This window comes from Streptomyces sp. YS-3 (assembly GCF_045257485.1).
Lineage (GTDB): Bacteria > Actinomycetota > Actinomycetes > Streptomycetales > Streptomycetaceae > Streptomyces.
This window is the reverse complement of the sequence record NZ_JBJHPC010001218.1, coordinates 1-542: the sequence shown is the minus strand read 5'-3', so window position 1 is coordinate 542 and position 542 is coordinate 1. Positions and strand designations below refer to the sequence as shown.

1 protein-coding gene is annotated in these 542 nt (G+C 72.9%); it reads left to right on the top strand.

The features are described 5' to 3' along the window. The first annotated feature begins 104 nt into the window (after nucleotides 1-104). The gene (locus ACJA3G_RS38385) at nucleotides 105-440 is read left to right on the top strand and encodes a YnfA family protein (protein ID WP_406557592.1); all 336 of its coding nucleotides are present in this window, start codon (nucleotides 105-107) and stop codon (nucleotides 438-440) included. Nucleotides 441-542 lie beyond the last annotated feature (102 nt).

Sequence of the window (542 nt, the reverse complement as noted above, 5' to 3'; positions counted from 1 at the left end):
CCCTGAACCCCCTGAACCCCCTACGCATCACAGCCATGTCCGGAAGATACCTTTAGCCGCTTATATTCCCGGGTTGCCACCCCGGACCGTGCGACCCTGTCCGCATGCTCGTCGCCCGCTCCGTCCTCCTCTTCCTCCTCGCCGCCCTCTTCGAGATCGGTGGCGCCTGGCTCGTCTGGCAGGGCGTCAAGGAGCACCGGGGCTGGCTCTGGATCGGTGCGGGGGTGCTCGCGCTCGGCGTGTACGGGTTCGTGGCGACCCTCCAGCCGGACGCCGAGTTCGGGCGGGTCCTCGCCGCGTACGGCGGGGTGTTCGTCGCGGGCTCGCTGGCCTGGGGCGCGGTCGCCGACGGGTACCGGCCGGACCGCTGGGACATCACCGGCGCGCTGGTCTGCCTGGCCGGGATGGCGGTCATCATGTACGCCCCGCGCGGACGCTGAGACCGAGCGAACCACTGCCGTGACGGCCCGCGCGACGACCCGCGCGACGGCCGACGCGGCAGCGCGCCCGGCCGTCCGTCGCCAGGGCCCCGACACATGGCC